Genomic DNA, 405 nt, shown 5'->3' with positions numbered 1-405 from the left:
AATTCGTTCGATTCGGTGATCGTGGGTTTGGCCAGTGGTCCGTGGGCGGGTCCGGCGTCGGTGTCGATGGCGGCTGCGGCGACGCCGTATGTGGGCTGGTTGGGGGCTGCGGCGGCGCAGGCTCAGGCGGCTGCGTCCCAGGCGCGGGCGGCGGCGTCGTCGTTTGAGGGGGCGTTGACGGCCACGGTGCATCCGTTGGCGGTGGAGGCGAACCGGGTCTCGTTGATGACGTTGATTGCGACGAATTTCCTGGGGTTGAATACGCCGGCGATTTTCGCCAACGAGTTCGATTACGTGGAGATGTGGGCCCAGGATGTGGCTGCGATGCTGGGGTATCACTCGGGTGCGACGGCGGTGGCTGCCAGCTTGACCCCGTTCAGTGCGCCGCCGCTTGACTTGGCCGGA

Annotated in this window: 1 protein-coding gene; it reads left to right on the top strand. The window is 66.4% G+C overall.

Annotated features, from left to right (window positions below; all coding sequences use genetic code 11):
* Positions 1-405: PPE family protein (locus AC5Y3Z_RS25525; protein WP_473140395.1), on the top strand; the 405-nt coding region annotated here is incomplete at both ends.

It is taken from the genome of Mycobacterium sp. NGS61 (assembly GCF_059812325.1).
This window is presented reverse-complemented; position numbering and strand designations above follow the sequence as displayed.